The organism is Candidatus Tisiphia endosymbiont of Ceraclea dissimilis (genome assembly GCF_964030735.1).
GTDB lineage: Bacteria > Pseudomonadota > Alphaproteobacteria > Rickettsiales > Rickettsiaceae > Tisiphia.
In genome coordinates, this window is sequence record NZ_OZ034917.1 from 779,273 (window position 1) to 800,731 (window position 21,459).

The 21,459-nt window shown below is 32.5% G+C and carries 22 protein-coding genes and 3 pseudogenes; 3 read left to right on the forward strand and 22 right to left on the reverse strand.

Annotated features, from left to right (window positions below; genetic code table 11):
* Window positions 1-91 precede the first annotated feature (91 nt).
* The 5 genes from ACQH1V_RS03780 to ACQH1V_RS03800 all read right to left on the reverse strand — a co-directional run bounded on the left by ACQH1V_RS03780 (window position 92) and on the right by ACQH1V_RS03800 (window position 4,292).
* Window positions 92-661, reverse strand: a complete 570-nt coding sequence (locus ACQH1V_RS03780) for a hypothetical protein (protein ID WP_341749318.1) — start codon at window positions 659-661, stop codon at window positions 92-94.
* 39 nt (window positions 662-700) lie between these two features.
* Window positions 701-2,005, reverse strand: coding sequence for a phage capsid protein (locus tag ACQH1V_RS03785; RefSeq protein ID WP_425360815.1), 1,305 nt, complete (start codon window positions 2,003-2,005; stop codon window positions 701-703).
* Between the two features lie 226 nt (window positions 2,006-2,231).
* Window positions 2,232-3,023, reverse strand: coding sequence for a hypothetical protein (locus ACQH1V_RS03790; RefSeq protein ID WP_425360816.1), 792 nt, complete (start codon window positions 3,021-3,023; stop codon window positions 2,232-2,234).
* Between the two features lie 4 nt (window positions 3,024-3,027).
* Entirely contained in the window at window positions 3,028-3,975 is a 948-nt protein-coding gene (locus ACQH1V_RS03795) for an Rpn family recombination-promoting nuclease/putative transposase (protein WP_425360817.1), read from the reverse strand.
* A gap of 128 nt (window positions 3,976-4,103) precedes the next feature.
* Window positions 4,104-4,292 (reverse strand): hypothetical protein, encoded by a 189-nt coding sequence (locus ACQH1V_RS03800; protein ID WP_425360818.1) that lies wholly within the window; start codon window positions 4,290-4,292, stop codon window positions 4,104-4,106.
* Between the two features lie 188 nt (window positions 4,293-4,480).
* Between ACQH1V_RS03800 and ACQH1V_RS03805 the strand changes: the two genes are divergently transcribed.
* Together ACQH1V_RS03805 and ACQH1V_RS03810 are read left to right on the forward strand one after the other, a co-directional pair.
* Window positions 4,481-4,984, forward strand: coding sequence for a helix-turn-helix domain-containing protein (locus tag ACQH1V_RS03805; RefSeq protein WP_425360819.1), 504 nt, complete (start codon window positions 4,481-4,483; stop codon window positions 4,982-4,984).
* Complete coding sequence (locus ACQH1V_RS03810) at window positions 4,978-5,529, forward strand: IS630 family transposase (RefSeq protein WP_425360820.1); 552 nt, start codon at window positions 4,978-4,980, stop codon at window positions 5,527-5,529. The genes ACQH1V_RS03805 and ACQH1V_RS03810 overlap by 7 nt, the downstream gene beginning before the upstream one ends.
* Here ACQH1V_RS03810 and ACQH1V_RS03815 read toward each other — a convergent pair.
* The 12 genes and pseudogenes from ACQH1V_RS03815 to hemJ form a co-directional block, all read right to left on the reverse strand.
* Window positions 5,495-6,052 (reverse strand): IS630 family transposase, encoded by a 558-nt coding sequence (locus ACQH1V_RS03815; RefSeq protein WP_425360780.1) that lies wholly within the window; start codon window positions 6,050-6,052, stop codon window positions 5,495-5,497. The genes ACQH1V_RS03810 and ACQH1V_RS03815 overlap by 35 nt on opposite strands.
* Window positions 6,004-6,267, reverse strand: a complete 264-nt coding sequence (locus tag ACQH1V_RS03820; protein WP_425360821.1) for a helix-turn-helix domain-containing protein — start codon at window positions 6,265-6,267, stop codon at window positions 6,004-6,006. The genes ACQH1V_RS03815 and ACQH1V_RS03820 overlap by 49 nt, the downstream gene beginning before the upstream one ends.
* A gap of 87 nt (window positions 6,268-6,354) precedes the next feature.
* The gene (locus ACQH1V_RS03825) at window positions 6,355-6,546 is read right to left on the reverse strand and encodes a hypothetical protein (RefSeq protein WP_425360822.1); all 192 of its coding nucleotides are present in this window, start codon (window positions 6,544-6,546) and stop codon (window positions 6,355-6,357) included.
* 154 nt (window positions 6,547-6,700) lie between these two features.
* Window positions 6,701-7,551, reverse strand: a pseudogene (locus tag ACQH1V_RS03830) (IS110 family transposase); the annotation flags it as partial.
* A gap of 224 nt (window positions 7,552-7,775) precedes the next feature.
* Complete coding sequence (locus ACQH1V_RS03835) at window positions 7,776-8,186, reverse strand: PIN domain-containing protein (protein WP_094649476.1); 411 nt, start codon at window positions 8,184-8,186, stop codon at window positions 7,776-7,778.
* Between the two features lie 19 nt (window positions 8,187-8,205).
* The gene (locus tag ACQH1V_RS03840) at window positions 8,206-8,445 is read right to left on the reverse strand and encodes a hypothetical protein (protein ID WP_341749324.1); all 240 of its coding nucleotides are present in this window, start codon (window positions 8,443-8,445) and stop codon (window positions 8,206-8,208) included.
* 90 nt (window positions 8,446-8,535) lie between these two features.
* Window positions 8,536-9,297, reverse strand: coding sequence for a 3'(2'),5'-bisphosphate nucleotidase CysQ family protein (locus tag ACQH1V_RS03845; protein WP_425360823.1), 762 nt, complete (start codon window positions 9,295-9,297; stop codon window positions 8,536-8,538).
* A complete protein-coding gene (locus ACQH1V_RS03850) occupies window positions 9,294-10,154 on the reverse strand; it encodes a DUF2608 domain-containing protein (protein ID WP_425360824.1) in 861 nt (286 codons plus the stop codon). Before ACQH1V_RS03850 ends, ACQH1V_RS03845 begins: the two co-directional genes overlap by 4 nt.
* The gene (locus ACQH1V_RS03855) at window positions 10,138-11,061 is read right to left on the reverse strand and encodes a DUF2608 domain-containing protein (RefSeq protein WP_425360825.1); all 924 of its coding nucleotides are present in this window, start codon (window positions 11,059-11,061) and stop codon (window positions 10,138-10,140) included. The genes ACQH1V_RS03850 and ACQH1V_RS03855 overlap by 17 nt, the downstream gene beginning before the upstream one ends.
* 155 nt (window positions 11,062-11,216) lie before the next feature.
* Window positions 11,217-11,756: a GNAT family N-acetyltransferase gene (locus tag ACQH1V_RS03860; RefSeq protein ID WP_341749327.1), complete on the reverse strand. Its 540-nt coding sequence runs from the start codon at window positions 11,754-11,756 to the stop codon at window positions 11,217-11,219.
* A gap of 230 nt (window positions 11,757-11,986) precedes the next feature.
* On the reverse strand, window positions 11,987-13,939 hold the full coding sequence (locus tag ACQH1V_RS03865; protein ID WP_425360826.1) for a primosomal protein N': 1,953 nt from the start codon (window positions 13,937-13,939) through the stop codon (window positions 11,987-11,989).
* Between the two features lie 164 nt (window positions 13,940-14,103).
* The gene (hemJ, locus tag ACQH1V_RS03870) at window positions 14,104-14,541 is read right to left on the reverse strand and encodes a protoporphyrinogen oxidase HemJ (protein WP_375333589.1); all 438 of its coding nucleotides are present in this window, start codon (window positions 14,539-14,541) and stop codon (window positions 14,104-14,106) included.
* Between the two features lie 130 nt (window positions 14,542-14,671).
* Between hemJ and ACQH1V_RS03875 the strand changes: the two are divergent.
* Window positions 14,672-15,060 (forward strand): annotated as a pseudogene (locus ACQH1V_RS03875) (IS110 family transposase); the annotation flags it as partial.
* A 392-nt stretch (window positions 15,061-15,452) separates the two neighbouring features.
* Here ACQH1V_RS03875 and ACQH1V_RS03880 read toward each other — a convergent pair.
* The 5 genes and pseudogenes from ACQH1V_RS03880 to ACQH1V_RS03900 all read right to left on the reverse strand — a co-directional run bounded on the left by ACQH1V_RS03880 (window position 15,453) and on the right by ACQH1V_RS03900 (window position 21,416).
* Window positions 15,453-16,196, reverse strand: coding sequence for a biotin--[acetyl-CoA-carboxylase] ligase (locus ACQH1V_RS03880; protein WP_425360827.1), 744 nt, complete (start codon window positions 16,194-16,196; stop codon window positions 15,453-15,455).
* Between the two features lie 14 nt (window positions 16,197-16,210).
* Window positions 16,211-17,335 (reverse strand): annotated as a pseudogene (locus ACQH1V_RS03885) (NADH-quinone oxidoreductase subunit N); the annotation flags it as partial.
* A 672-nt stretch (window positions 17,336-18,007) separates the two neighbouring features.
* The gene (mrdA, locus tag ACQH1V_RS03890) at window positions 18,008-19,789 is read right to left on the reverse strand and encodes a penicillin-binding protein 2 (RefSeq protein ID WP_425360828.1); all 1,782 of its coding nucleotides are present in this window, start codon (window positions 19,787-19,789) and stop codon (window positions 18,008-18,010) included.
* A 152-nt stretch (window positions 19,790-19,941) separates the two neighbouring features.
* Window positions 19,942-20,463 (reverse strand): hypothetical protein, encoded by a 522-nt coding sequence (locus tag ACQH1V_RS03895; protein ID WP_425360829.1) that lies wholly within the window; start codon window positions 20,461-20,463, stop codon window positions 19,942-19,944.
* Window positions 20,460-21,416 (reverse strand): NAD(P)H-dependent glycerol-3-phosphate dehydrogenase, encoded by a 957-nt coding sequence (locus ACQH1V_RS03900; protein WP_425360830.1) that lies wholly within the window; start codon window positions 21,414-21,416, stop codon window positions 20,460-20,462. The genes ACQH1V_RS03895 and ACQH1V_RS03900 overlap by 4 nt, the downstream gene beginning before the upstream one ends.
* Between the last annotated feature and the right edge of the window lie 43 nt (window positions 21,417-21,459).

Here is a 21,459-nt window from a genome sequence, read left to right on the forward strand (position 1 = left end):
ATTAGTTGTTATCTTAATGCAAGATATTCTACTTATAATTGCTTGTCAATTAATTATTTTCTATTTTATGCAATATTTTTATTCAAGCTATTTATACCTCACCGGAATTAATCAGATTATAATCAACCGCGTAAATCCTTCTTGTTTCTTCTAGTTTGATTAAATATTGTTTCTTTAGTCCATCAGCAAACAAACTATCTGAATACATAGCAAATGATACTTGTGAGGCTAACGATAAAGCCGCTAATAACTTAAAGCTCGCAGGCACTTGTTGCCAAATAGTCGTATCGTTATTTAGTAAATTATCAACAATATTTCTGCTGTAGTAAAACAGTGAGGTAAGTTTACCGCCCTTAAAGTAAATCTTACCTGCCTCTGTATAAAATTGTAGATTAGACGGCACTATTACTGCACATTTAATACAATCATTAATTTCCGGCACTTCGGTAAAATTGTGTCTATTAGCTTTGTTAGCTTCAATATTATCAACTCTCCGTAAGGCAAATGACCATTTAACCATTAATATAGTATCTTCAATAGCAGGGTTAACAAATTCCTCACATAATTCCTCGGCTTTTGATACTCTACCACCACCAATGCTGCTAATACTAACATTTGATCCAAGTAACACTACTGCCTTCTTGATAATTTCATATTTCACGGTAGTTACACCAGGAATTATATTGAATAAATTTTGTAGTTATGCATCGTCCTCATTCTCACTCTCAACAATAGCACCGCCAAATTCATCCTCGGCTGCCGCTCTTCTCATGACCAAACCTTGTACCCTAGTAGCTAAATTATTATTAGCAATTACTGTTAAATCATTATCTTCAATATCCTCTGTATTATCACTATTCCGACATTGATTGCCAAACATCTGCCATGGCATTGTTATGCTATGCACACCTCTTTTGTAATTCATCTCCTCTATTGCTTTCCATAATTCACCACGATGGCTGTTACGATCGTAATTCTCTAAACATTTAATTACCACTACTGCTTGTTCATTATCACGGCTAGCTCCAAAGGCTTCACTGTAATATAACACCTTGGCATAGTGGTATTGTACTAGCTCTTCAATGCCCTTCTTGTTAGAACCACTGACCGTGTTAAATCTTATAGCTCCTTCATTAAAGGCATAGCAATCCCTAACAGCGTATCTAGATTGATTCCCCTCCCCAGTATTATCATATATACCACCCAGCATCTCGCTAGTAATAAAAGTGAATCCTAAGAAACTATTAACTTCACCGCTTACTAAGGCTCTAACGTTATTATAGTCATAATTGGTAATTTGCGGATCGCGTAGTAAGTCTGAGATTTGATTACTTGAACATAATAAATATAATTTATCATACATACCAAAAGAGCGTTTTTTTAAGATATGATGAGCTTTTATTAGTTTGTCGACAGTTAGTCCGGCTCTTTTCGAGTCAATGACCGCTCTATTAGCAGCAACCGCAGCTTGAGCATTTAAGGTAAAATTAGTATCAGTAACCTTAATTCCCACTGGTACCACATTATTAACTACATCAAAGTTAATCACATTGCTACCTGTCCTTCCTGCTCGAACTGGACTGGCAAAAGCACTAATAATTACTCTATCTTGTTGTCTACCCATAGCCCAACCTGCCATTTTAGGAAAATGCGAAGTGGGATCGGTTAGTAGGTTCAACTTATCATTTCTATCCATAGTAGCGTTCCAATGATAGGCAGAAGCAGTCAAAAACCGTCTTGAAATAGTTGGTATCTTAAATTCTATTTGTTCTAATCTACCGGGGTCTCCAGCATCAGTATAATGTCCATGTAAATGATCTTCAGGATCAATTGCCCGTCGATTCCTACTCTCGACCTCATGGGTAGTCATTGACTCAAAACTAATTACCTCTGTATCCTGCGTACCATTAGTAACGCATTTTCGTAGTTTAGAACCTTCTTGCTGAGTAATTAAGCTGATATTTTTGGCAAATTGTTCTTTAAGACCGTCTGTTATTTGTTCCATATTTCCTCCTCAAATAATCTATCAATATTTAAAGTGCGATATCATGCATACTCGAATAAAAAACTTAAGGTGTCGTTGTCTGCTATGCAGCTAACGACCTTTCGGGTATATATGCTATTAGTGGCTCTTTTATGATTAGGTTATTGCGAAGTTGCAGCCTTAAAATGAGTTGCCACCTACTTCATGACTTTAATGATTGGTTGGTTACATTAATTTATGTTATTTTTTATTGTTCTTTATCATAAGCGATTTTATATAATTGTTGCATACGTTTAACAGCTTGCTCATGTCCCGTATGGTCTTTAGTCTTTAATTTTACCACAAACTCGGGGTCAGAATCAAGTTTATCTATCTCTGACAATGCCGCCTCTCGGCTGTTAATGCCAGGTAGCTCTTTACCAGTTACTAACGAGTCAGATTTTAAAGTTTCACCGACTCGTACTAATAAATCTACTAAAGCTGGTGCGTAATGCGAATCTTCAATTAATCCAGCCAATTCCTTAGTACCAAACTTAGATAAGGCTGCCTGCATCACTGTCATTTTATTATCAAAGGCATTACCATAAGTATTTTTCAGCCAATCAATGTGAGAGTGACGTGTTTGCTCAATAGCATTTTGTTGCTGTTTCTGCAAATCCTGCGAGAAACCATACAGAGAATTAAGCAGCTTTTCACCTTGCCTTTTAGATAATCCGCTTTGGTAAAACATGTCCTCATAACGAGTTAAATACTCCTCATCTTCCTTGGAGCGTTTATCAGTATATTTCTTATCTTCAGGCAATCCAAGCCGACAATAAAATTTATGCCACTCCTCATCAGAGCTGTCATCTTTTGGCACAGCAACTCGCTGATTCAAACTTTTCTCTGCTTCCAAATAGCTCTGAGCTAAAGATGAGACATCCTTGAATTTACCCAGTGACTCAGATTTACGTATTTCCTCCGGCATATTAGCTAACCAGTCATTACCAGAGGAAGTATTGTTAGCTTCATAGTTATTAGCAATTAATTCTTTGCTCATCTGCTTATTCTTCTCTTAACTTTTCCATTTCTTCTTTTAACTTCTTTATTTTTTCAAGAGTTAGTCCGGTCAATTTACTTATACCTTCTATAGGATAGCCTTCTTTCAGCATTTTTTTTGCTAATTCTACTTTTTCTTCAGCCTTGCCTCTAGCTTCGCCTCTAGCTTCGCCTCTAGCTTCCCCTCTAGCTTCAGCATCTTCAATTTTTTGCTGCTCTACCGCTAAATTATCAAGACGGGATTTAGTTATTTCCTCATAAGTATTAAGTTCTGCTTCTGACCAGCTAGCTTGGTCTACAGCCTCAAAGGCTCTCCTAATAATTTTATCCTTACCTATTAAATGCTCTATATCTGTTAAGGTTAATGTACTATCCCCTGCATGCTTAAAAAAGTACATCCACTTCTCTTCAATAGTTTCCAGCTCATTAATAGTTTTATTAAATTTCTCGAGTTCTAAAAAAACAAAATGAAAATCTTTTAAATCATTGGCATAGCTCTCTGTATCTAAAAGACAATGTTTTGATTTCCAATGTTTTTTATCGTCAAACATCACAAAATCTGCTATTGCTAAAAATATTACTCCTTTTAATTTAGCGTATACTGCCAACTTTTTATGGTTTTCATCTTCTTTGAGTATTTGCTTAGAATATGCTTTAGCAGCATAATATTGAGCTCTTTTCTCAAATCCTTTATGTTCACTTACCTGCATCTCTACTATGAATTGATTACCATGTTGATCTTTGCATAATACGTCAACAATAGACTTTCTGTAAATAGCAATATCAGGGTCTTGGATAGTTGGTAAAAATACCACATTAGTTATTTTGTCACTACCTTCAAATTTTAGGACATCATTTAAAAAATGAACAAGTATATCTTTATTCTTTTCAGTACCAAATATTTGGCGAAAACAAAAATCATTTTTAGGGTCAAGAAATTTTGATAAAAACATATAATATAACCTCTTAATTATTACTAAATGTTGCCTTTATTTATCTGGTTCATTTTAGCACCATCAATATTATTAACTCCATCATCTTCTGAAGCCTGTGAGCATATATATAGGAACAACGCTCGATGTCATTCAAGAAAGGCAGTGTACTCACTTTCCTGCCGAACGAAATTGCTACGATATATGCCGCTCATCTGAGCTAAATCCTCTAATATTATTTTACCATCTTCTCCACTAAAAAGCTTGCAATAAATTGATTTTAATTGCTCTTTTTTTAATAAAGGTGATGGGGATGATGAGTTAATTGATAGTTTCATTTGATCATTGCCCTTGTATCTGTTGCATTTGCATCATCTTACGTTGTTGCCTTATTTGTAATACTTCTTGCTCGTTCTTGAGGATTGAGGTTGGGGAGCCTCGCAGCTCAAAAAATAGTTTAATACCAATTGAAATAGTTAAGGAGGTATATTATAATATGGGAATATAAACTTGAGCAGGTAGTAAAATGGCAAGAACATTAATATTACCAAAAGGTTTTCATGAGCATGATTTCATATGCCTAATGAAAAACGAGTTGCACGGAAGAAATCGCATACGCTTATTAGCAATGCATCACCTGCAATCAGGCAAGTCATTGAAAACTGTATCGATAATAGTTGGATCGCACTGGAAAACAGTACAATCTTGGCTTAGAAGATTTAGAAACTCTAGCTTTGATGGATTATTTGAATCACATAGGAGTGGTGCGTTTAGAAAATTCAATAGCTTACAAGAATCTTTTCTGTCTGATAAAATAAATATGTTGAGTGAAAGTAAGACAGGTGGTTATATAACAGGAAAGGAATTACATAATATGTTATTTGAAACATATGGTATTAAATGTAGTTTAAAAACATTTTATAACACTATACATCGACTTGGTTTTAGCTGGATTACTTCTCGTTCAATACACCCAAAATCTAATCAAGCAACTCAAAATACATATAAAAAAACTTCGCCAATATGCTAAAAGTATTATTACCAAAAGATATTGATTGGAGTAAGGTTGACATTTGGTCACAGGATGAAACTCGAATTGGGCAGCAAGGTAGTTTAAGTCGCATATGGGCTAAACGTGGGAGCAGACCTAGGAAAGTAAGGCAACAACAATTTATCTCAACATACATCTATGGGGCTGCTTGCCATGATACGGGCGAATCTTTTGCGTTAATTTTACCATATACCAATACTGATTCAATGAATAAGTTCTTAGATGAATTTTCTTTGACTATTGATTCTGGTAGGCATGTTGCATTATTAACAGATAATGCCGGGTGGCATGCAGCGAAAAAATTAATTATTCCAAGTAACATTACCTTGGTACCGCTTCCGCCATACGCGCCGGAATTAAATGCGATGGAACAAATTTGGCAGTGGATCAAAAATCACTTCCTATCTAATCAATGTTACGGTGTATACGAAGATATCGTTGCTAATGCTTGCTATGCCTGGAATCAACTTATACCAAATCACTATCTAATTAACAAGATACTATCCAATTCCAAGCACATATAGATTTGACAATTGCAGGATTATTTTCATAATAATTACATGCTGTGATTAGTTGATTTTCTATAGCATTCATTGAATCAAAAGCTAGGTTATAAAAGAATTTTTCCCTCATATCATCCCATATATTTTCTTGTGGGTTTAATTGTGGGCTATATGGTGGCAAGTAAGCTAGTTTAATATTATTAGGTAATAATTCTTTATCGAGTTTATGTGCAGCAACTCCATCGCATACTACTAAAAGAAAATTATCCTTATAACGCTTTGCCATTTCTTGTAGCATTAACATCATCCAATCTTGGTTCATTAAAGGCAAAATAAGGAAACAACTAGCACCGTCAAATGGACAAATTGCCCCATAAGTATAAGTATATTCACGAATAATTTGTTTCTTAAGTAAAGGCCTGATTCCAGCCGGAACCCAGCAACGCCTTAATGAATCTATACGACCAAAACGTGCCTCATCTTGGAAGAATATCTTTAATTCCTTGCCTTCAGTTGCTGCTGATACTCTTGCTTCTTTAACCATATCAGGCCACTTTTTTTAAAAGTTTCTACCGCATCCTTCTTTTGTTTAGGATGGTATGGTCTTGGTGCAATTTTACGCCACCCATGCCTATGAAGCAGCCTATAAGCTGTGTAACGTGCTATTTTACTACCAACCGTTTCCTCAAAAATCTTATGCACCTTGCTAATTTCTACTATCCCACCATTAACGGCATTCTGTTCTATCTTTTTAAGCATCTCACGTTCTTGCTCTTGAGTTAGATAACTTCTGTATCTCCCACCTTTCTTCCTGCTACATAGTGCCTTTAAGCCTTTTTTCCGACATTAACTATGGGTTCTGTGAACATGACTTTCTGATAATCCTGTAACTTTAGCAATCAATGATGTCGGCATTTTTTCACTCACTCTTAGATAGATTGATTGATAACGTCTAAATTCTTCTTTAGTCTTTGCTTCATTCATTAATTGTTTCACTTCTTCTACATTAACTTCTAATACCTTATACCCTCTAGACATCTTAATTAACACTATACTATCTTAAATAACACACTATAGCATCTATATTATTAAATAGATAGTGATTTGGTATTAGTAAAAATGTAACTTTAGTAAACTTGCTATAATCTTTTTTAGATTTTTGCTCTTCCGTGGTAAATCTTATTTTACTATTCAGTACTGCTCTTGCTCCTTGAATCAACAAAGTGCGTAAATATATATCACCTCTTTTACTAATGCCAAGCAACTTATCTTTGCCACCACTAGAATGTTGCCTTGGTACTAATCCTAGCCATGCTGATAATTGCCTGCCATTTTCAAAACAACTAGCATTACCTATTGACGCTATTAAGGCTGTAGCAGTAATTAACCCTATACCTGGTATCGTCATTAGTTGTTGGTGATTACTATACTGGCTAGCTATAATTTTTAATCTTTGTTCTAATTCTTTTATTTTTTTATCATTCTCTAGAAATTCTTCTTTTAACTCACTAAACGTTCGATAGCTTAGCTGGCTTAAAGCTCCTTCATCTAAAATCTCAGTTAGTTTTGTCATAATTTTATTAATTCCTTGCGGTATAACAAAACCAAATTCATGTAATAATCCCCTGATCTCATTAGCAAGTGCAGTACGATTTTTTACCAATCGTTGCCTTACCCTATGAATAAATAAAATATCTTGTTGCTCTACAGTTTTGATAAGCACAAACCTCATATTAGGTCTCGCTACTGCCTCACATATTGCTTCGCTATCTGCTTGATCATTTTTATTAGTTTTAACATAAGGCTTAACAAATTGTGGAGCTATTAGTTTTACAGTATGACCTAATTTTGTTAATTCTCTTGCCCAATAGCTAGCTCCACCGCAAGCTTCCATGCCTACTAGACATTTTGGTAAGTTAGCCATAAAAGTTAGAACCTGCTCTCTCATTAATTTTTTCTTTAATATTGTCTTACCATTTTTATCTACACCGTGAATTTAAAAAATTCTTTTGCAATATCTATACCAATTGTGGTAACTTCCATATGGACCTCCTTATTGTTGTTTAGGATTCATTTCCTATCCTAGAAGATTAGCATATGCTTCTCATTCTGTATATAGGGTAGGTCCATACCATTAATTCAGGAGAATTTGGGGCTAGGAGCGACGAGTAACAACGTCACCAACTTCTCATCAATTGACTATAATACACGTCAATATAACCAAATGTATGTATTACTAAATCCATAATATTCTTCTATTAATTTCTTTAAGTGCCAACAGTCCAATCTAATAATTCTAATTCTTTAATACGTTGAAATTCTGATAAGTTATTAGTAACACAAATAATTTTATGCTCTAATGCGGTGGCAGCTATTAAAACATCATATGCTCCTATAGACTTACCTTGCTGTTTTAGCAATGCTCTAATTGCAGCTGCTATTATTGCAGTACCATCATTAAATGGTAAGATACTAATAAGACTTACTAGGCTTTGCCATTTCTTATACAGCTTATTCATCTGCTGACTTTGTTTTATATTAAAACCATATTCTATCTCCAATAAAGTTACAACAGATATACTTAAGTCACTAGGACTAACCTGTTGCATTTGTTCTATAACATTAACCTGCCCTCTGAGAAAAAAGGATATTGTGCAAGTATCTAGAAGGTATTTCATTATGTTGTCCTATATTTCATTAAAACTTGTGATCTTTTGGTTCTAACATACTTTGCCTTAATTCCTTTGTATCTGGGTATAAATCTCTTGTGTCTTTATCAAAACTAAAAATGCCTTCTGACCATTTTGTTTGTTTATGACTATTAATCCAGTCAGTTAATGCTTCATTTATTATGCTATTTCTACTTCTACCTGATAATTGTCTTTGCTGCTCTAGCTCGTTATATAAATGATCGTTGATATAAATATTAAAATTCATATTAAACCTCCTATTTATTTAGTTATTTACTATATAACATATTATAACATGTTATATCATTAAGAAAAACATAAATATTTTTCTTTGTTATTACAATGAAGTAAGAATAGGGAAATATCGACTATAAGCATAGAAATGAGGGTTCTGGAAATTCTTCTTTTGATAAACTAATTCATTGCCATCTAGATCAACAACATTTCCACCATTAGCTTTAATTAGTGCATGACCTGCTGCGATATCCCATTCCATAGTTGTCCCAAATTTGGGGTAAATATCGGCTTTCCCTTCTGCTATTAAACATAATTTAATAGAGCTTGGTATGCTAACTATTTCGGTAATTAAATGTTTTTCTAAAAATTTCTTAATCTCTGAATTGGAACAGCGTGAGCTAACAACAGCACTATAATGATTTCTAGGTAAGACGTCAAAACTTACTGCCACATCATTTTGTTCAACTCGCAAAATATTATTAACATCTGTATAATGTAATTTCTGTATGGATGGTTGATAGATAAAGCCAATAACAGGCATACCATTTTTTATCAAGGCAATATTTACTGTATATGTATCCTCACCTTTGACATAACTTTTTGTCCCATCAATCGGATCAATTAACCAAAATTGCTCTTTATTTAAAGCAACTGGCTCTCTCTCTTCACAAATTACAGGAATATTTGGTGTTAACTTTGTTAAACCATTATATATAAAATCACTAATTTCTTTATCAGCATTTGTTACAGGTGAATTATCATCTTTATAACAAACTATTAGCCCTAAATCTCTTGTCATTAGAGCAATTCTTCCAGCATCGGTAATTAAACTTTTTAACGACCTAATTAAATTAACCATCATTTGTTATTTTCTATAAATTGCTTAGCCTCATCATCTTCTAACCATTTTCCTGTTTTTAATAATACTTCTTGTTGCAACTTCACTATATTATCCTGTGCAGTACCCTTTAGTTTTGTAACAGCTAAATATTCTATTCCATAATAATCTAGGTCAACTGTCTTTAGAAAATTATCTATATGTTTTAATTCACTTCTTTTATTCTCAAAAATTATAATGTTATCAGGTAAAATATTTGTGATACGCATAAACTCATATAGTGCCTGAGCTTTATTTAAAGCATCAGTAAATATTATGCCTTTATAAAAAATTGGTGATTTTTTATCAGTCTCATCAAATTTTAATATTTCTTTATTATTAACTTTATTAGTAAATTTAATACCAAGCCTACTTAGTTGCTCATACTGCCATTCCTCATAATTTTCAATCCTTCTACATGCTGGGTTAATTTTAGTAAAGCCAAAAACCAAAGCCCCAGAACTCTTTAGCTTATCAATAAATTTCGACCAATTAGCTTCTACCAACATAACTTGTCTTTGTAGTAGCAACTTAGCAATTACTTCATCTATATTGGAACGATACTTTTTTAAAGCAACAAGCTCCTCGATAAACCCCCCATAAGGATTGGCATAACGAAACATATTAGACTTAGGCGTAACTATTGTATCATCAATATTGATTAGCACTAAGCTAGATCCATTAATTTTTTCAAATAAATTTTTTACCGTAACAGAATCTATAGAATAAGTGGGAATGATTATTGCATAACTCGTATATGGTAGCATAACAAGAATTAATAATAATTTTGACTTATGCAGGAGGTCTAACAATTTTAATAAAAGGTTATTTTTTATTGTCATATGGATTTATGTTTTTCTGATTCTTAATTTTAACATTGCTTCTTTTTGTAGCATTTATCTTATTAATCAACTCACTAAATAATTTTACAAAATCACGAGAGTTAAATATTGATTCTTTTGTATCAGATAATCGATAATTATAACCAATAAACATTACATTATCGTCATAATTTTTAAGTTGACTTTCCATCGAAATTAGCTCACTAGAATTTTCATCAACCATTATTAGAACTTTTGGCACGAACTTCACTTCTATTAAAAAGTTTAATATTAACCGAAATAGAGGACTATTATTGCTGCTCAATATACCTTGATAAAATGTCTGATAAGTATTATCGAAAGGCTCCATATTATTAAAAATAAGATAATTATGTTGAGGGAAACTATTAGATAAGTCAATATTGAATTTTTTTAAATAATCAGCCTTCCATATTTCTAGTTTCTTTATATTGTTAAAGTTACCAGTTAAACTACGGTCACTAACAATTACTGGACTGCCTTTATCCATTATACCTTTTATAAATTTAGGTAAATTACTATCTAATAACTCATTTTTATACTCTGTAAACAATATTGTATCAATATAAACTACCTTTGATGCTTTAACTGATTTAAATAATTCAGATAGTTTAGATAATTCATTTTTATTCAGTTGGTTAATTGGTGGAAAGAATGATTTGAATATAACTTTGTCTCTCCCTATAACCAACAGGATATCCTCAGGAGGATAATTATTGCATAATTCTTGATATTCATTATTTATTTGCTCTAAACTATTAGTCTTAACAATTTTACCATTTGCCATTAAGGGTAATAGTAGTAGTATGGAAGCAATATATTTATTGTATAATTTGATACTTTTCAAAGCAGAAGCGTATAGTTTTAATTTAGTTTCTTTAGTTAACATGGTATTTGCTCTTATTTTTAGTCATTGCAAAAGTAGAGTTTCAAAAGAGGTCTAATATCTTGCCATTATAAATTCAATATCAATATCCACTTTCACTATGTGTTCTCGCTAATAGACATTTAGGAACTAATAATGGTATCAAGAACACGTTCGGATTAGCTATAATTCTTTAGAATCATTAAATAATGTGGTACATCCTTAAAGTAGCCTGTAGATGGAGCAAAACTATCAACTATTTTGAAACCAGCTTTTTTATAGGCACTAATTGCTTTATGGTTTGATTCACTAGGATCAATTATCCAAGTGCTAACTTGTTTTGTTGTATTTATAAATCTTGCTAAGGTCATTGAGCTTAAACCCAATCCTAGAAAATTTTCTTGTCCTATCATAAAATCTATAGTCCAAGTGATTTCCTTAGGTTTAACCCAAGGTAGTAGATGTTCCGGTGTAGAGTCGTTTGCATCTGATGTCATTATTAACGCATAGGGTTGCATATCATAAAAGCCTAGCCAATAATCAAAAATATCTTTCGTACCTTGCAAGTAATTCTGTAGGTTTTCCAATAGATCGCTACTATTGTCCCAATAATGTTTAACATGTGGTTTATCAAACCAAGATTTTATTAATTTTCCATCCCGTGATTGAGCTAGGCAAAAACTTATCTTAGCATCATTTAGTTCTACATATTTACTCATATCAAACTATGTATTTATTGTTGGTGTTAATCATTTCTGACTCCATCTGAAGTATCAACGTCATTGCGAAAAGGCTTAAGCCAAAAAGCAATCCATTCCTGACCATTTTTTGGATTGCCGTGCCACCGCAAAGAGGCTCCTCGCAATAACTATTATCGATCATCTTTCTACTCATCACAAGGAAATAAATAAAAATTGTATGATATATGGATATTGCCTGCGATAACTAATTAATGAAAACTCTTAGGATCAATGTCTATTTTTAAGTGACAAAAAGAGGGGATTTTGATTAAACTTAACCATATTTGCAAGAATTTCTGTAGATTAAATTTCCTATCTACTATGATTAAGATACGATAGCGAAATTTTCCTGATAATTTAGACATTAATGCACTAGATGGTCCAAGTATTCGTGCTGAACTTTTTGGAGCAATGGCAACTAAATTCCTGGATATTTCAAACACTTTATGCTCGCTTTTTCCAGATAAAATTATCGATGCCATTTTGGTAAAAGGTGGCATATTTTCTGCTTGTCTTGTTTTAAGCTCATATTGCAAAAATTGATCTCCTCCATTTTTTATATAGCTAAATATAGCATTATCTGGATAATAACTTTGCATTAATACTACACCTTTTTTATCTTCTCTTCCTGCCCTACCTCCAACTTGATGAAGTAACTGATAGTTACGTTCACTTGATCGTAAATCCCCACTATTAACTGTTCCAAGATCAGCATCAATAACACCCACTAAGGTAAGATTGGGAAAATGATAACCTTTAGTAATCATCTGAGTACCAATTAAAATATCAATTTCCAAATTCTCCATTTTATATAGTAATTCTTGTATGTCTTTAGGTTTTTGAGAATAATCTTTACTAATTACAGCAATTTTACTATCAGGAAAAATACTCCTAGTTTCTTCTTCAATTCTCTCAATTCCAGGACCACAGATAGTTAAAGAATCTTTTTCTAAACAATCTGGACAAACAATATGAATCCTACTCTGATAACCACAATGGTGACATTCAAGTTTTTTACTAGATTTATGTACCACTAACCAAGCAGAACAATAATTACAAGTAAAACGATAACCACAAAGCTTACACAACATTAACGGAGCATAACCTCTACGATTTAGAAATAATAATACTTGCTCTTTGCTTGCCAGTTTTTCACGAATTGACTCTATTAACTTTGTAGATAAATAAGAATTTTTTGGTAAATTCTCCTTCTTCATATCTATTATTTGAATTTTTGGTAAAGTTGCATCTTGGTAACGACTTGACAATTCAATTAATTGATATTTATCTGTATTTACATTATAAATTGTTTCAATAGATGGAGTAGCTGAGCATAATACTACTTTTGTTGCAGATAGGCTTCCCCGCAATATTGCTACGTCACGAGCATTATATAATATACCATCATCTTGCTTATAAGAACTATCATGCTCTTCATCAATAATAATTAATCCAAGACTAGGGTACGGTAAGAATAAACTACTTCTAGCACCAATTATGACTTTAATTTCATTGTTCAGCAAACCTCTTAAAATCATCTTTTTCTGAGCTTTAGTAACTGCCGAATTCCATATTATTGGATTAAAGCCAAATCTTTCTATAAAACGATTTATAATTTGTTGACTTAAAGCAATTTCTGGTAACATTATCAATATTTGCTTACCTTGCCTCAAATATTTAGCTAATAAATGAAAATAAACTTCTGTTTTACCTGATCCGGTTACTCCCTTAATAATTGATGGTTTATCTGATTGACTTAATAGAGAAAGTGCCTTTTGTTGATCTATTGAGAGGGGTGGTAAAGTAAAATCTTTATTTAATTCTTGGTGTTTTATTTTTATAGGTTGCTCAGCAATATCAATTGGTAAAACCAACTTTGCAATTGAACCAAGCTCTACCATGTAATAATTAGCAGCCCACTTAATTAGCGATAATATCTCTTGATTAAGTTTAAATTCAAGTGGTACTTTCTGTTTAATAGATTTGATTTTGTTATATTTCTCTGAAACTTCAATATCTAACTGCCATACTATACCAGTTAATTCCTTATTTCTAAAAGGGACTATTACTAAATCCCCTATAGCTAATTCTAATTCATTTGGAATTGAATAATCCAATGGAAAAAGATTAGCCAATGGCAATAATATTTTAGCAATTTGCATTAAAATTCATTTTTATACTATTTTATCATATTAAGCTATATAGTCATTGGGGCTAGGAACAATACCTATAAGTAATAGACAAGCGACGAGTGGCAACGTCCCTAACTTCCCATTAATTGACTATACATTATTTTTTCAATGCACTAATAGGTAATTGCATAAAATTAATCAAATGGTTTAACAATAACCATAATAACCGCTATGATCATCAATAATGCCGGCACTTCATTGACCATACGATAAAATTTCTCGGAATGATTATTTTTTCCATCAACAAAATTCTTTCGCCATCTAGATAATAAACCGTGAAAAATAGTTATGCCTAAAACTGCTGTCATTTTTATATAAAACCATGTTCCTAAAGCTACTAACCCATATATATAACTATTGATTATACCTAAAGTATAGGTACTTATCATAGCAGGATTCATAATTATTCTGAGTAACTTACTTTCCATTAACTGAAATGTTTTATCAGATTCACTCCCTACCGCCACTCTAGAATGATATACATATAATCTTGGCAAGTATAATAAACCCACCATCCAAGAAATTGCCGATATAAGATGGAATGCTTTAAACCATAAATAATAACTAGCCATTAATATTATCTCCTGTTACTTAATTTTTAAATGAAATAATGGTATGAACCTACCCTATATACAGAATGAGAAGCATATGCTAATCTTCTAGGATAGGAAATGAATCCTAAACAACAATAAGGAGGCCCATATGGAAGTTACCACAATTGGTATAGATATTGCAAAAGAATTTTTCAAATTCACGGTGTAGATAAAAATGGTAAGACAATATTAAAGAAAAAATTAATGAGAGAGCAGGTTCTAACTTTTATGGCTAACTTACCAAAGTGTCTAGTAGGCATGGAAGCTTGCGGTGGAGCTAGCTATTGGGCAAGAGAATTAACAAAATTAGGTCATACTGTAAAACTAATAGCTCCACAATTTGTTAAGCCTTATGTTAAAACTAATAAAAATGATCAAGCAGATAGCGAAGCAATATGTGAGGCAGTAGCGAGACCTAATATGAGGTTTGTGCCTATCAAAACTGTAGAGCAACAAGATATTTTATTTATTCATAGGGTAAGGCAACGATTGGTAAAAATTTATTATTCCTCAAATTTAATGTTAAAAAAAGATTTAGTATCTCACCCTACGCATAACCCAGGGCAATTTAAAAATTCCGGGAAAGTACAAAACGCTATTAGCGAGACCACTACATGGTCGAAGCAATCCACATTCATTAGATTGCTTCGTCGCTACTAAAGTAGCTTCTCGCAATGACGCCAAGCTATTTTTTTATATGGCTTTTAAATGCCATGCGTAAGGTGAGTAAAGTAATTCTATATTTGGCTCTTTTTGGCTCAAAATATAATTAATTAGTTATCACAGACAGCCTTCTAGACCGCTTCTGTTTACAGTTTTATCCGTATCTGACGACGTCAAATATTGCGAGGGCATAATATCAAATATAATTAATATCGCAACTATTATTTTTATAAAAAATCTAATATCTCAAAACTACATAAGGTAATTATTTTCCCATCCTCAAGCTGAATTCTTATACCTCCATTTTCATCTATATCTTTAAAAATCCCTGAGATTTTTGTGTTTCCATCATTTACACTAACCATCTCGCCCAACTTATAAGCATTTCTAAGCCAATATTGTCTTATTTTACTAAATCCCTGTTCTTTCCATCTACTAAAATATTTTTCAAAATTAATCATCAAGATATCTAATAAATATTCTGGATATTTTACTTCTATATTCTCATCAGATAAATTGGTTGCCAGTTGCTCAATATTTAAAGGATTTTCCTTGATGTTAATGCCAACACTTATAATAAGATAATTATTGTTATTTATACTAATAGATTCAAGCAATATACCAGATACTTTTTTGTCGTTTATCAAAATATCATTGGGCCATTTTAATTTGATAGAATTCACTGAACTGGCTGTAAGAGAAGTAATAGTTTTATACACAACAATAGCCATAACAAAAGATAATTGCGGAAGATAACTAAGATTAATTTGATGCTTTAATAATATACTAACATGCAAATTTCCTAGATTAGAATGCCAAATTTTGTTATTTCTTCCACGCGATTTTGTTTGATTTTTTGCTAATATTACATAACTACCATCAGGACAGCTCTTAGCCATCCTAATAGCTTCGCAGCTAGTACTATCTATTGTATCAAAAACTAGTAGCTTATATTTTTTTTGCCAAGACATAACTCCTCATCAAACTACTTTATAAAAAGAGAAAAAATTAACAAAAATCCTATAATAAAACAATTTATAAACTTTAAGCTTTGATGGGTTGGTACTAAATCTAGCTGCAAACTTTTATTTGCCTCAAAAAAGTACATAGACCTAACTATTTTGAGGTAATAATAAGCTGCTATAATACTGGTACCAATAGCTATAAATGCTAGAGTAAATTGTTCCTCTACAATAGCCTGATAAAAAATGAAATATTTACCAAAAAATCCTGCCAGTGGGGGAATACCAATCATCGAGAACATGATAATGGTAATCCCAGCAGCCAAAGCCTTACGACTATTCGCCAGACCCTTAATATCATCAAAATTTGCCGTATCAGCTTTTCCCCCCAGCAGAGCAATTAAACAGGCAAAAAAGCCTAAAACGGAAGCAGCATAAATAAATATATATATTAATGCTGCATTATTACCTTGCTCACTATGCAAAGCAACTCCCAGCAAAACATAACCAATATTTAGAATAGTGCTGTATCCCATTAGCCTTTTGAGAGAGTTTTGTTTAATAGCCCCACCTGCCCCAATCAACATTGACAAAATTGCTGTTATTTTTATTAAATCAACTGAAATTTGTTTATAATCACCAACTACCATCGTCATTATATTTAATAACACCACTACATTGCCAAATTTTGTAGCAGCAGCAAAATAGGTAACTGAAGGAATTGGTGATCCTTCATATACATCTGGCGTCCAAGCATGCAAAGGAGCACTAGATAATTTAAAGAAAATACCACTTAAAAAAAGTACTAAGCCACTTACTAACCCAATATTTGGCTGCGGTGATTGATTTAATTTTTGTAGAATATTACTATAATCTAAACTACCACCAAATCCATAAATAAAGGATATCCCAAACAAGGTCAGACAACTAATCAAACTACCTAGAATAAAGTATTTTAACGCTCCTTCTGATGATTTAATATTATACAAACTAAAGCCAGCTAGTACATATGCTGCTAGTGCTTGCAATTCCATAGCCACAAATAATAGTAGGAAATTACGAGCCGATATAGTAATAAAAATACCAACGGTCGAAAGTAACACCAAGGTTATGAATTCTGGCTTAAATTTTTCATTATAGTCAATTGATGAGAAGTTGGGGACGTTGTTGTTTGTCGCTTGCCTATTACTTATAGGCGTCGTTCCATCGCTCCTAGCCCCAAATTCTCCTGAATTGACTATAGTGACTTTACAATAACCATAATAAATTATTATGGTCATTATTGAAAAAAGCAAAGCAAAGACTTTACAAACACCAGTAAAACTATTAATGGCAAAGGAATCATTAAAAGCTACCGCTCTACTCTGCACCAAAGTAATAGAAAATACAATCGATAATAATATTGTAATATTAGTGATGATTCTAGTTTTGTTACTAAAAAATACAGCCGATAGTTGACTAAACAAAGCCAGTAAGGTCAGCATTATCTCAGGCAAAATAATTATAAATTGTTCTAAAATTGGGTTTATCATATTTCAGGTTCTTAGATTAATATAGTTAATATATACTATAAGATTGCTAGCACTAAGTAGAATAATAAAAAAATATATTAATTTTACATAAATTATGTAATTTAATATTACTCCGTCATTGCGAGCCACCGTAGGTGGCGTGGCAATCCACTTCTAACCACTTTTCTGGATTGCTTCGTGACCTTACGGTCTCCTCGCAATGACGGTTTTTCAACTACTGTTTTCTTAAACTAACGCCTATGCACTCCTGCTACCCAATTCTCATCAATTGACTATAGCGGAGTAATGCTAAATATATTTATCAAGTACCATAGTCATAATTTTGTTAGCTATAGGAGCTGCCACCCTGCCTCCACCTCCGCCATGATCGACAAAGACCAGAATAGAGTAACGAGGTTGTTGATAGGGAGCGAACCCGGCAAATATAGCATGGTTACGCCTTTGCCAAACAACTGATTTACTGCTTAAATCATCATCTATATTAGCTTTTGCTTGCACTTGTGCGGTACCTGTTTTACCAGCTAATTGATGTCCTTCTGCTAAAATCCTACTATAATAGGAAGTTCCTCCTTCAGTATTAACTGCTTTATACATGCCTTCTTTTAAAATATCTAAGTATTTTTGATTGATGTTAACCTGATCAAATACCGATATATCTTTAGCAATTCTAGGATTATACAATTTCCCATTATTAGCAATTGCCGTTACAAACCTAGCTAACTGGATTGGAGTAGCTGATAAAAATCCCTGCCCTATCGATAAGTTAAGAGTATCACCAATTGTCCATTTAGAGTTAAATTTTTTCATTTTCCATTCTTCTGAAGGAAGGAAACCTGAGGCTTCTCCAATCAAATCAATACCAGTTTTTGTACCGAAACCAAAATTTCTTGCCATATCTAATATTTTTTTATGACCTGTTAAGCGAGCTATTTCATACATATAAGAGTTACAAGAATGCTTAATGGAATTATACATATCCACTGTGCCATGACCATGACGACTCCAGCACCGAAAGCTATTAGTACCTAATACCGAATCCCCAGTACAATTAACCGTTTTATCCGGTTTAATTCCACTCTCTAAACCAGCTAAAATTGTAATAATTTTGAAAATAGAACCAGGTGGATAAGTACTTTGTATGGTTTTATTAATTAACGGCTTATAAGGATCATTAATTAAACTTTGCCAATAATCTTGAGACAATTTTACAAAATTATTGGCTTCAAATACCGGCGACATAGCCAGCACTAAAACATTACCGTTATTTGTATCAATAACTATCGCCGAACAGCCTTGTTTAGTTAAATAAGGCTGCACTCTTTGTTGTAACTCTGCGTCAATATTTAGATGTAAGTCCTCTCCTTGTTGACTTGGAAGATTGGTAATTTCTCTGACTTGTTTGCCTAAAGCATTTACTTCTATCTGCTTATAACCAAATTTCCCACGTAACTTTTCTTCATAATATTTTTCTACACCAGATTTACCAATATTAAAATCCCCTAAATTATTGATTTCTAGCTCTTGTTTCTCTTGCTCATTAATCTGTCCAGTGTAACCTATTACATGACAAGCGGCTTCTGAAAAATGGTAAAATCTTACATAACCGACATCTACAAAAATAGAAGTTAAATTTAACTTTTGTTCCTCAATGAGTGACATTTGTTGCCAGCTAAGATTATCTAATATCAGTAAAGGAACACGTTTATTGGCTTTTTTTATTTTTTGATTAATGTAATTTTGTTTTTCTTCAGTTAGTTGCAAGATATTTGCTACTAGAATTAATTCCTGTTTGTAATTAGTAGCCTCATGCATATCCAGTAATAACCTAAAACAAGTTTGGTTGGTAGCTAGAACATTACCGTTAACATCATAAATTTGTCCCCTGAATGGCGGAACTAGAATAAAACTTATCCGATTTTTATCAGATAAAGTACGATATTTATCACTTTCAAATAACTGCATGTAAAACATTTTTCCAGCCAATAATGAAAATAATGTTAGTTTTCCTGAACCTATCAGAAAAGACCGTCTTGATATTAACTGGTTATGTAATATTTTATTATTTAGCATATTTTTTTGATAGCGATTCCTATTATGTTTTTGTAGTACTAGATACCAAACGTCATTGCGAGACCATGTAATGGTCGAAGCAATCCATTTCTAATACTTTTCTGAATTGCTTTGTCTCTACTAAAGTAGCTCTGAGCCATGACGTTTGAGGGTTAAACCTCCTCTCCTTGACGTTTGGGGAACAATACCTTATCAAGAGGAATTCGTAGCAAATTATAGGAAAATATCGTAGTAAGATAGTGCATTAACATCGTAAGATACCCTTGGGAAGATAGACCTTTAGTTAAAATTAGCAAATATCTAAAATGTAATATAAAAAAATAATATAACCCAAAAATCAGGAAATTTGTTAAATAACTTCTAACTATAAAGAATTTTCCAGCAAATTGTAAAATTATGTGAGCAGTTACAAGAACCAAGGAATTTGTACCAATTGGCATAGAATATAATTGGTCAAAAATTATTCCTACTAAAAATATTAGCCAAAAACCAATATGATAAAATGTAGCAAAATAGTAAAGTAAACTAACTTCAAAAGCTGGAAAAATAACAGTTTCTGTGTTAATTCTAAAATTTTCTAGTGGAAAAATTACTAATAACAAACAACATTCTAATAATATTATTTTACTAACTATTTGTGATAATGTTTGTGGTAATTTGCTAAAGAATTTCATATTATTTTCAGTTCTTTAATTACTGATTCAATAATAGGCAGTACTAGGTCATACTTTCTTATGAGATCCAATACCAGTCTAGCAGATTCTAGCCCTTCCACTAAGTATAAATTTTGATTTAAAAAATTTCCAACATCTAAATGTTTACCAAGCTCATAACCAAATCTAGTATTTCGTGATTCTTTAGAATAACAAGTTAGTACCAAATCCCCTAATATACCTGGAGCATACAAAATAGAAGCATCTCCAAGCTCTCCATCAATAGCCTCAGATAAAATTCTTATTTCTTGAATTGCTTGAGTTATAAGCCCGGCTTTTGCATTTTGTCCGTAACCTTTTGCATCATACCAACCACTCTTTATTGCTATAATATTCTTAACAGCCGATGCCACTTGCATCACTACCATATAGTCAGTTATGGTCAACTTAAATTGTTGAGATGCCAAGCTAATTGCTAGTCGTTTGGCAAGATTAACATCTAAAGAAGCAATGGTTACTGAAGTTAATAAATCTTGAGCAACTTCTTTAGCGAGGTTAGGTCCAGCTATAAAGGCTAAAGGATTAGCTGGTAATATGGCTTTTACTTTATCAGATAATAACTCCGTAGGGTCTCTGCCAAATCCTTTAGTTGCAACTAATAACGCTACGCTTTCAGATATCCCAGCGTTTTTTAATATCTTCAAAGTTTCCTGAAAAACAAAAGATGGTACCGCAATAATTATTACTTCTTTGTCTAGTAAAGCTGACAAATTATCACAAGGAACTAGATTAGTTGGTAATGTAATATCAGAACCAAGATATTTACTATTAGTTCGATTCTTTAATATTTCCTCGATAATATTATTCTCACGTACCAATATCGACACATCCTCATAGCACCTTGCCACTTGACAGGCTAGTGCAGTTCCCCAGCTACCGCCACCATAGACAGCAATGCTTTTAAATTTTTTCATAGCAATTATTTATATAGTGAATTAACTTAAATTGGCAACGTTA

Excerpts from the sequence above, each read along its gene's own strand:
- ACQH1V_RS03785 (WP_425360815.1), bottom strand. The coding sequence starts at position 2,005 with ATGGAACAAATAACAGACGGTCTTAAAGAACAATTTGCCAAAAATATC.
- ACQH1V_RS03880 (WP_425360827.1), bottom strand. The coding sequence starts at position 16,196 with ATGTCTTGGCAAAAAAAATATAAGCTACTAGTTTTTGATACAATAGAT.
- ACQH1V_RS03805 (WP_425360819.1), top strand. The coding sequence starts at position 4,481 with ATGGCAAGAACATTAATATTACCAAAAGGTTTTCATGAGCATGATTTC.
- mrdA (WP_425360828.1), bottom strand. The coding sequence starts at position 19,789 with ATGCTAAATAATAAAATATTACATAACCAGTTAATATCAAGACGGTCT.
- hemJ (WP_375333589.1), bottom strand. The coding sequence starts at position 14,541 with ATGGCTAGTTATTATTTATGGTTTAAAGCATTCCATCTTATATCGGCA.
- ACQH1V_RS03865 (WP_425360826.1), bottom strand. The coding sequence starts at position 13,939 with ATGCAAATTGCTAAAATATTATTGCCATTGGCTAATCTTTTTCCATTG.
- ACQH1V_RS03795 (WP_425360817.1), bottom strand. The coding sequence starts at position 3,975 with ATGTTTTTATCAAAATTTCTTGACCCTAAAAATGATTTTTGTTTTCGC.
- ACQH1V_RS03900 (WP_425360830.1), bottom strand. The coding sequence starts at position 21,416 with ATGAAAAAATTTAAAAGCATTGCTGTCTATGGTGGCGGTAGCTGGGGA.
- ACQH1V_RS03800 (WP_425360818.1), bottom strand. The coding sequence starts at position 4,292 with ATGAAACTATCAATTAACTCATCATCCCCATCACCTTTATTAAAAAAA.
- ACQH1V_RS03855 (WP_425360825.1), bottom strand. The coding sequence starts at position 11,061 with ATGTTAACTAAAGAAACTAAATTAAAACTATACGCTTCTGCTTTGAAA.
- ACQH1V_RS03815 (WP_425360780.1), bottom strand. The coding sequence starts at position 6,052 with ATGGTTAAAGAAGCAAGAGTATCAGCAGCAACTGAAGGCAAGGAATTA.
- ACQH1V_RS03790 (WP_425360816.1), bottom strand. The coding sequence starts at position 3,023 with ATGAGCAAAGAATTAATTGCTAATAACTATGAAGCTAACAATACTTCC.
- ACQH1V_RS03895 (WP_425360829.1), bottom strand. The coding sequence starts at position 20,463 with ATGAAATTCTTTAGCAAATTACCACAAACATTATCACAAATAGTTAGT.
- ACQH1V_RS03825 (WP_425360822.1), bottom strand. The coding sequence starts at position 6,546 with ATGTCTAGAGGGTATAAGGTATTAGAAGTTAATGTAGAAGAAGTGAAA.
- ACQH1V_RS03820 (WP_425360821.1), bottom strand. The coding sequence starts at position 6,267 with ATGCTTAAAAAGATAGAACAGAATGCCGTTAATGGTGGGATAGTAGAA.
- ACQH1V_RS03840 (WP_341749324.1), bottom strand. The coding sequence starts at position 8,445 with ATGAATTTTAATATTTATATCAACGATCATTTATATAACGAGCTAGAG.
- ACQH1V_RS03860 (WP_341749327.1), bottom strand. The coding sequence starts at position 11,756 with ATGAGTAAATATGTAGAACTAAATGATGCTAAGATAAGTTTTTGCCTA.
- ACQH1V_RS03845 (WP_425360823.1), bottom strand. The coding sequence starts at position 9,297 with ATGATGGTTAATTTAATTAGGTCGTTAAAAAGTTTAATTACCGATGCT.
- ACQH1V_RS03850 (WP_425360824.1), bottom strand. The coding sequence starts at position 10,154 with ATGACAATAAAAAATAACCTTTTATTAAAATTGTTAGACCTCCTGCAT.
- ACQH1V_RS03835 (WP_094649476.1), bottom strand. The coding sequence starts at position 8,186 with ATGAAATACCTTCTAGATACTTGCACAATATCCTTTTTTCTCAGAGGG.
- ACQH1V_RS03810 (WP_425360820.1), top strand. The coding sequence starts at position 4,978 with ATGCTAAAAGTATTATTACCAAAAGATATTGATTGGAGTAAGGTTGAC.